This window comes from Paeniclostridium hominis (assembly GCF_014306135.1).
Lineage (GTDB): Bacteria > Bacillota > Clostridia > Peptostreptococcales > Peptostreptococcaceae > Paraclostridium > Paraclostridium hominis.
Map to the genome: position 1 here is coordinate 363,428 of NZ_JACRWD010000002.1, position 9,443 is coordinate 372,870.

Annotated in this window: 5 protein-coding genes, 2 rRNA genes and 1 other RNA gene; all 8 read right to left on the bottom strand. The window is 29.1% G+C overall.

From position 1 onward, the window contains the following. Nucleotide 1: 1 nt before the first annotated feature. Complete coding sequence (locus H8891_RS09715) at nt 2–1,855, bottom strand: phosphotransferase (protein WP_270647732.1); 1,854 nt, start codon at nt 1,853–1,855, stop codon at nt 2–4. Between the two features lie 157 nt (nt 1,856–2,012). Then, nucleotides 2,013–3,860, bottom strand: a complete 1,848-nt coding sequence (locus H8891_RS15495; protein ID WP_187006289.1) for an N-acetylmuramoyl-L-alanine amidase — start codon at nt 3,858–3,860, stop codon at nt 2,013–2,015. Between the two features lie 329 nt (nt 3,861–4,189). Then, nucleotides 4,190–5,974 carry a family 10 glycosylhydrolase gene (locus tag H8891_RS15500; RefSeq protein WP_276510621.1) on the bottom strand — a complete coding sequence of 595 codons (1,785 nt, stop codon included), beginning with the start codon at nt 5,972–5,974 and terminating at the stop codon, nt 4,190–4,192. 291 nt (nt 5,975–6,265) lie between these two features. After that, an RNA gene (gene rnpB / locus H8891_RS09740) (RNase P RNA component class A) lies at nt 6,266–6,603 on the bottom strand. Between the two features lie 110 nt (nt 6,604–6,713). Continuing rightward, nucleotides 6,714–7,727: a UDP-glucose 4-epimerase GalE gene (gene galE / locus H8891_RS09745; protein ID WP_187006290.1), complete on the bottom strand. Its 1,014-nt coding sequence runs from the start codon at nt 7,725–7,727 to the stop codon at nt 6,714–6,716. A 35-nt stretch (nt 7,728–7,762) separates the two neighbouring features. After that, nucleotides 7,763–8,650 carry a UTP--glucose-1-phosphate uridylyltransferase GalU gene (gene galU / locus H8891_RS09750; RefSeq protein WP_187006291.1) on the bottom strand — a complete coding sequence of 296 codons (888 nt, stop codon included), beginning with the start codon at nt 8,648–8,650 and terminating at the stop codon, nt 7,763–7,765. Between the two features lie 468 nt (nt 8,651–9,118). Then, nucleotides 9,119–9,235 (bottom strand): 5S ribosomal RNA (rrf, locus tag H8891_RS09755). 79 nt (nt 9,236–9,314) lie between these two features. Continuing rightward, a 23S ribosomal RNA gene (locus tag H8891_RS09760) occupies nt 9,315–9,443 on the bottom strand; the annotation flags it as partial.

Genomic DNA, 9,443 nt, shown 5'->3' on the forward strand with positions numbered 1-9,443 from the left:
TTTAATTCCCCATATGTTTACTATAGAATTTTTTTAAATTATACTTTGCTCTATTGTATCTATCTTGCCCATAGGTTCCAAAGTTATCACCATTAGCTTCTTTTATATTTGTCCATATACTCCATAGAAAGTCTTGACATATTTTATATATAAGAATTTTAGCTTTGTGAATTTCATTCATATTATTTTCAAAATATATATCTAAAAACAATTCTTCTTCATCTTCATTAAAGTCACATTCTAGTATATGAGCCGCTAAATCCCACATAGGATCATTCATCCCTGCATACTCCCAATCTATTAAGTATATTCTATTTTCATCTTTTACAAAGTTTTCTGCTACTGTGTCATTATGACATGGTTTTAAATCTATACCATAGTGTTCTAATGTATCCTTTAATTTAAAAACCTTCTCTCTTACTTCAAAATAGTCATTAAATTTTTTTCCACCATTTTCTTCTAGTAAAATTTCATACTCTCTTATCTTATCAAATACATTAAATTCATTTTCAAAAGTTGATCCAGACCAATGTAATTTTTTTAATATATTGGTTGTAAGTTTCATATTTTCTTCTCTTTTTGCAGTTTTAGGATTTATAGTTTCTGCATTATTTATGTACTTACATAATTTTATACCATTAAATTCATTAAAATATAACATTTCTGCATCTAGCCCTAATTCACTGACAATCTTAGTATTATATTTTTCACTTTGTCTATTTATCATTGCCTCAGTTCCATTGCCTGGTATTCTCAATATATATTTCTCCATATTAATAGTTACTTTATAGTTTTTGTTCGTCATTCCACCAACTGCTTCAATACTATTTATGTCGTCAATATCTATTTTAAGAGAATCTGATAACATAAGTTTTATATTATTAACTTTTATCTCTTCTTCTTTTCTTTTTAATTTAGGATATACATATTTTATAGCTCTATAGTAATGGTCTTCATTATCTATCTCTGTCCATACTAAATTATCTGGCTTTATATACCCAATTTTATAATCCCTAGCAATATCCATTAATGCATACTCATAATTTAAATACGGATTTTTATTTTCCTTAAACAAATCTAACATTTTATTAAATACATCATATGATATCTTACTTATACCGATCATTTCTCCATCTATCTTATTGAACTGATGCATATCCTTTGACATTTTGTATACATACCCATCTCTTATTTCAATTAAGGCTTCATCTCCTGATCCACTCTCACTTGTTATTAACATACAATCTCTATGTTTATTTTTGAGTAACTCTTCTATAGCTCTTTCTTCAAATATCATATCATTTTCAATTAATATAAAATCATCACTTATATGATCTTTTGCCAGTGATAATGAGTACATAGTTCCTGTCCATTTGTATCTTTCACTTTTTACTAAAGTTATATTTGGATTGTTTTCATACACTTTGAAGTACTCACTCTTGTAACCTGTTATTATTACTATTTTTTCTATTCCATTATTATTTAGTATATCTATAACTCTATCTATTATTTTTCCATCTTCTAGATCTAAAAACGATACTGGCTTTTTAAATACATCTTTTTCTCCAGCGGCTAAAATTACTGCTTGGCTAATCTTTTTTTCTTCATTTTTATGTATAGATATTTTCTCTAACTTATTTTTTTGAATATATTTTTCCATATATTCAAATCCATTTTTAGTTAAACTATACAACTGCTTATTAGATTTTCTCTCAACTTCTATTAAGTTTTCTAATTCCATACTCTTTATAGCTGAGTTTATATTTCCAACTGATATATCTAAAGCCTTACTCATATTCCTTTGTGTAATATTCTCATTTTCATTTATATACTTTAATATGCTATATCTTCTCACAAATACACCCTCTTTGTTCATTTTTTGAATACACTTTAATATAACATTGTATATAAATAATTTCAATATGAAATTCGTATAAAAATAAAAGGTTATAAATAAATTTATTTATAACCTTTTATAATTTACAATTTTAAAATATGCTAATAGAGTTTATTTATGCTAAGCTCGCAATTCCGTTACTGCCAATTTTCCATCCATCAATAGTTTCATTAGTTACCATTCCCCCATAAATATCAAAATAGTACCAATCATTTCCTATTAATTCCCATCCTACTGCCATTGCTCCATTTGATTTTAAGTAGTACCATGTATCTCCCAATTGTAACCAACCTGTTTTCATTGCTCCTGAATTATTAAAGTAATACCATGTTCCTCCTACTTGTTCCCATCCTACTGCCATTGCTCCATTTGATTTTAAGTAGTACCATGTATCTCCCAATTGTAACCAACCTGTTTTCATTGCTCCTGAATTATTAAAGTAATACCATGTTCCTCCTACTTGTTCCCATCCTACTGCCATTGCTCCATTTAATTTTAAGTAGTACCATGTATCTCCTAATTGTAACCAACCTGTTTTCATTGCTCCTGAATTATTAAAGTAATACCATGTTCCTCCTACTTGTTCCCATCCTACTGCCATCGCTCCATTTGGTTTTAAGTAGTACCATGTATCTCCTAATTGTAACCAATCTGTTTTCATTACTCCTGAATTATTAAAGTAATACCATGTTCCTCCTACTTGTTCCCATCCTATTGCCATCGTTCCATCACTCTTATAGTAATACCATTCATCATTTTTTTGATTCCAACCTAATTCCATACTTGGAGGTTTGACAATTGTATCTAATTTTATGTAGCTTCCAGATATATATCCATACGTATTCTTGTATTTAATTTTATACCATCCATTCTTACTTTCTACTATTTCAACCTTATCTCCTTTTGATAGTATCCCTATTACGTCATATCCAGTTCCATATCCACTTCTAACATTTAGTGATGTAGCAGTTACCGTTCCTGTATTTATAATTTCTAGTCTATCAGAATTTTCGGAATCTCCATTAAGTTGTATATTTTGTTTTAAATATGTTTCTATTCCATTTACAATGCCTGTAGCTAACTTATCTTGATATTCAGGACTAGCTAATTTAGCTGATTCACTTGGATTTGTTATAAACCCACTTTCAAATAATGCCGCAGGCATATTTGTTTCTCGTAAAACTGCAAAGTTGGCATTCTTTACCTTCCTGTCCCTAGCTCCTGTTTCATCTATGGCGTGGCTTTGTATTTCCTTTGCATAAGGTTCATATTCGCCCTTTTTTGTATGATAATAAGTTTCTATACCATTAGCGCTAGAATTATCTGCTGAATTTTGGTGTATAGATATAAATACATCTGGTGAATATTGATTCGCCATTTTAGATCTATCTTCTAAAGATATAAATTCATCACTACTTCTACTCATTTTAACTTCTATACCTTTATCTATTAACTTTTTTTCTACTCTCTTAGCAACCTGTAAGTTTAGTTGATCCTCATTATTTCCATTACCTGATGCTCCATTATCTTTACCTCCATGGCCTGGATCTACAAATACTTTATAATAATTTCTTTTTTCTTTTGGCTTAACTGCAAAACTATAGCTACGTATTTGCCTTGGTACATATACCTCTTTAATCTTTACTTTATCATCTATTTCCTGGCTTAAAAACACTGTGCCTGAATTTTTAGGTGTCACTACTCCATTTTCAATATTTACAGTATTATTATCTGACATCTCCCAGTTTGGATTATCTGATAAATCTAATTTTTCACCTTTTCTTAAAGATACTCCATCTTCAACTATAATATCTTTAGATTTATATTTTTCAATTACCGACGAAAACTCTGATTCTATATTTCCATTAGCACTTATAGGAACTATGTTTCCTACAGCCGTTGTAGCTGAGATTATTCCAAAAGCAACAATATACTTTGTAAATCTATTTAACTTTCTTCTCATTTACATACTCTCCTCTAATAACACTTATATTTTCATATTTAATCATTCTTTTATATTTTAACATATGTATTTTTTTTTTTAATACTTAAATTTCTTTTATAAAATCCAATAAATTATACTATTTTTCTAAAAATTATGTATAATACTCCCAAAATAAAGATATCCCTTATAATTGATTTGAATTTATCATAAGGGATATCTTTATTTGGCTAAATTTTCAAATTTGATAATAACGTATATTTAACATTTAACTAAATCATTCATATTATAGTCTTCTACCTCAATTTAATATGTTATTAAATTTTTTAAGTGTTTACATATAAAAAAATTTAATTGATTTTTGTAGCAACCCCATTTGTATCAATTTTCCATCCATCAACCACTATATTTACACCCATATTCCCACTATTATGGAAGTAATACCAATTGCCCTCTATTAGTTCCCATCCTACTGCCATTGCTCCATTTGATCTTAAGTAGTACCATTTATCTCCCAATTGTATCCAACCTGTCTTCATCGATCCTGAATTATCTAAGTAATACCATGTTTCTCCTACTTGTTCCCATCCTACTGCCATTGCTCCATTTGATCTTAAGTAGTACCATTTATCTCCCAATTGTATCCAACCTGTCTTCATTGATCCTGAACTATCTAAGTAATACCATGTTCCTCCTACTTGTTCCCATCCTATTGCCATTGCTCCATTTGGTCTTAAGTAGTACCATTTATCTCCCAATTGTATCCAACCTGTCTTCATCGATCCTGAATTATCTAAGTAATACCATGTTCCTCCTACTTGTTCCCATCCTACTGCCATTGCTCCATTTGGCCTTAAGTAGTACCATTTGTCTCCCAATTGTATCCAACCTGTTTTCATTACTCCTGCATTGTTAAAATAATACCATGTTTCTCCTATATATTTCCATCCAGGTTCAGAGTATCCATTAACATTTAAATAATACCATTGGTTATCTCTTTTCATCCACATAGGTTCATATAATTTTTTTATAGAGCTTTTCAATATATCATTAGATACTATATCGTTGGTTGTAAAATAAATACTACCATATATGTTATTATGACACCTATTTAAATTTATCTGTTTATCTATCTCATTAGCTACTTTATCTTTATAAACTCCTTGTCCAATATACAAATCCACATTAGAATTTTTTACTTCATCGCTCCACCAAGACACTAAAGTTCTATAATCTGAACCACTTTGACCTATTGTCCAATATAATTGTGGAACTACATAATCTATCCATTCATTTTCTATCCACGCTCTAGTGTCTGCATATACAGAATAATAACTCTCATTTCCATTTGTATTAGATCCAGTTTTATCACTTGATTTATTTTTCCATATACCTGATGGGCTTACTCCAAATTCAACATTCTTATTTATAGATTTTATAGTGCTTCTAACACTTTTTATCATATTATTTACATTTTTTCTTCTTTGATTTGCTACATATCCATCTTTTCCTTGTCCTTCAGGAAGTGGATATCCTTGAGGATAAAAATAATCATCGAAATGAATTCCGTCTACAGAATAATTTTTTACTACTTCCGCTACCGTATTACATATATGTTTTTGTACTTCTTCTAATTCTGGATTATAGTACATAGCTCCATTGTAATATATAACCCAACTCGGATTCTTTCTTGCTGGATGATTACTACTAAGCTTTGTTAAATCTGTTCCTTTTGTTGTAATTCGATATGGATTAAACCAAGCATGTAATTTCATACCTCTTTTATGAGCTTCACTTATCATAAACTCTAAAGGATCATATCCAGGATTTTTACCTTGTACGCCTGTAAGTACATCTGACCATGGGTTTATATTTGATTTGTATAAAGCATCACCTTTTGGCCTAACTTGAACTACTACAGTGTTAAATCCATTGGCTTTTAGTTTATCTAATATCGATATAAACTCTTTCTTTTGATGATTTACATCTCCATAATTTTTTTCACTCGGCCAATCAGTATTATAAACAGTAGTTATCCAAGCTCCTCTCATTTCATAATTACTTGCAAATGATTTAATATTAAATATCAAAAATACAAATATAAATAATGTTGTCAAAAACTTTATAATTTTCATAAATCCCCCTACATATTTTTGTCTATATATTGCAAAAACTACATACATACTTGTGTATTTTTTTATAGTTATCGATAATATTGCACAATAAATTATATATTATTAAACTATATAATGTCAATTTAAGTGTTAATTTGTATATAATTCAAAATAAAATAAATTCTCTCAAATAAGCTTAAGGTAACGATAGATCCTATTCTACTTTATAATATTTACTATTCTTAATGATATACAATATATATTTATTAAAATAAAAAACACTAGAAATAATCTAGTGTTTAACTTTCAATTAATTTGAGCAAATCTATAAGCGGAGTTCTGTATTAGATAATCATCTTTCTAGGCTTATTGTCACCAATAAGCTCAAGCGGCCTACCTACCGGAGAGTACGAGCAATACTCTTTATATCCTATCTTGGCCTTGCTCCGGGTGGGGTTTACACAGCCAATTAGTCACCTAATTGCTGGTGAGCTCTTACCTCACCTTTTCATCCTTACCATAAATGGCGGTTATTTTCTGTTGCACTTTCCTTAAGATCGCTCTCACTAGGCGTTACCTAGCACCCTGCTCTGTGGAGCTCCGACTTTCCTCGTGTAGTAAATACTACCCGCGATTATCTGACTTACTCAATATTAAATTTTTAATAGTGTAATTATATTATCATAATGTATTTATAATGTCAATTTTTTATTCTTAATTCTATCTTTGTAAAATTTAACATTAAAATTTTTACAGTTATTTAATTATTATATCCATTTGGATTTAAACTTTGCCATCTCCATGAATCTTCACACATTTCATCTAATTTATATTTAGCTTCCCAACCTAATTCCTTTTTAGCTTTAGATGAATCTGCATAACACATAGCAATATCTCCAGGTCTTCTTTCTACTATTTTGTATGCAATTTCTTTTCCACTCGCCTTACTAAAAGCATTAACCATTTCTAAAACACTATATCCATTACCTGTACCTAAGTTATAAGTTACTAATCCTGAATTTGTTTCTAACTTTTCTAATGCTTTTACATGCCCTATAGATAAATCTACAACATGTATATAGTCTCTTACTCCTGTACCATCAGGAGTATTATAATCATTTCCAAATACACTTAACTCTTTTAATTGCCCTACCGCAACTTTAGTTATATAAGGCATTAAATTATTTGGAATTCCACTTGGTTCTTCACCTATTCTTCCACTCTTATGTGCACCTACTGGATTAAAGTATCTTAATATCGCAACATTTAAAGACTTATCTGCCTTACATATATCTCTTAACATATCTTCTATCATAAGCTTTGTTTTCCCATAAGGATTTGTAGCTGATAATGGGAAATCTTCCAATATCGGACAAGTATGTGGATCTCCATAAACTGTAGCAGATGAGCTAAACACAAAATTTTTAACATTATACTTTCTCATTGTTTCTAGTAAAACTATAGTATTTATTAAGTTATTAGAGTAGTATTCTAATGGTTTTTCAACAGATTCTCCAACTGCTTTTAATGCTGCAAAATGTATCACTGAATCTATTTTATTTTCCTTAAAAACAACTTCTAGTTTTTCTTTATCTTGTACATCTAATTCATAAAATTTAGGTCTAACTCCAGTTAATTCTTCTATTCTATCAAGAACTACTATATTACTATTTGATAAATTATCAACTATAATTACTTCTCGTCCTGCTTCTATAAGTTCAATAGTAGTATGGCTGCCTATATATCCTACTCCACCAGTTACTAAAACTGACATAAAATCGCCTCTTTTCATTTTTTATTTTTTATGAACTATTTAGCTGTTTTATTATTCTCAACTATATTTTTCATATAATCCATTAATCCATCTTTTAAATTATCTCTTTTTAATGCAAAGTCTATAGTTGCTTCTAAGAATCCTAGTTTATCCCCAACATCATATCTTCTTCCTTCAAAATTATATGCATATATAGCTTCATGTTGTGCTAAAGTTTTTAATGCATCTGTAAGTTGTATCTCTCCACCTTTTCCTGGAGCCTGATTTTCTAATATCTCAAATATAGCAGGAGTTATTATATATCTTCCTAATATAGCTATATTTGATGGAGCTTCTTCTACATTTGGTTTTTCAACCATATCTTTGACTTTATATACTCTGTCTTCTATATATTTACAATCTAGTATTCCATATTTATCAGTATTTTCCCTATCTACCTCTTGTACCCCTAATATACTAGTTTTATATTCATCATATGCATCTATTAATTGCTTAAGACATGGAGTTTTAGAATCAACTATATCATCTCCTAAAAGTACTGCAAATGGTTCATCACCTATGAAACTTTTTGCACAGTGTATAGCATGTCCTAATCCTTTTGGCTCCTTCTGTCTTATATAATGTATATTAACCATATTTGATATATCTTGTACCATTTTTAACATTTCAGTCTTACCTTTTTGTTCTAACTCAAGTTCTAATTCCACAGATTTATCAAAATGATCTTCTATAGATTTTTTATTTCTACCTGTTATTATAAGTATTTCTTCTATTCCAGAATTTATAGCTTCCTCTATTATGTATTGTAGTGTTGGTTTATCAACTATAGGAAGCATTTCCTTCGGCTGAGATTTAGTAGCTGGTAAAAATCTAGTACCTAACCCAGCTGCTGGTATAATTGCTTTTTTAACAGTCTTTTTCATTTTAATACCTCTTTCTTGTTAATTAATTTATATAAAAATTCCTAAATTTACTTATTTTATGTAACTATAGTATTTTACAACATTTCCATCAATTTGTCTGTCGATTTTTGTCGCATTTATAAATACTATATATCTATCTATTATCTTTCCTAATTTTATAAGTTTAAATAGATATAATATTTATGTTATCATACATATAAAATATAATAAATTTTATATAAAAAATAATACTATAGAATACGAATATGAGATTTTCTTTGCATAGGATATATGCACTAGAAATGATTGTTTGTTGTATAACTCTTATAATTAAAAATATCTTAAAATGGTATATAAAAAATGTAAAAAAACCGTATCTAAATATAATTTAAATAAAATTGACTATCAATAAATCTTTCTACTTGCATATATGATTTTAGGAATGATAGAACAATCTTTCAAATAAATTTAATTACATAAAAAAAGATTACGCGGCTACGTCCTACTCTCCCAGGCAGCTTCCCACCAAGTACCATCAGCGCTAAAGAGCTTAACTTCTGTGTTCGGAATGGGAACAGGTGTATCCTCTTTGCTATAATAACCACATAATCTTTAATAGATTAATATCTATTTAGTTAGAGTTAGTACCCTAAAAACTGAATAACATTTACTAGATTAAATAATCTTGGTCAAGTCCTCGATCTATTAGTATCAATAAGCTACATACATTACTGTACTTCCACCTTTGACCTATCAACCAGGTAGTCTTCCTGGGATCTTACCCTTACGGTGGGAAATCTTATCTTGAAGTTGG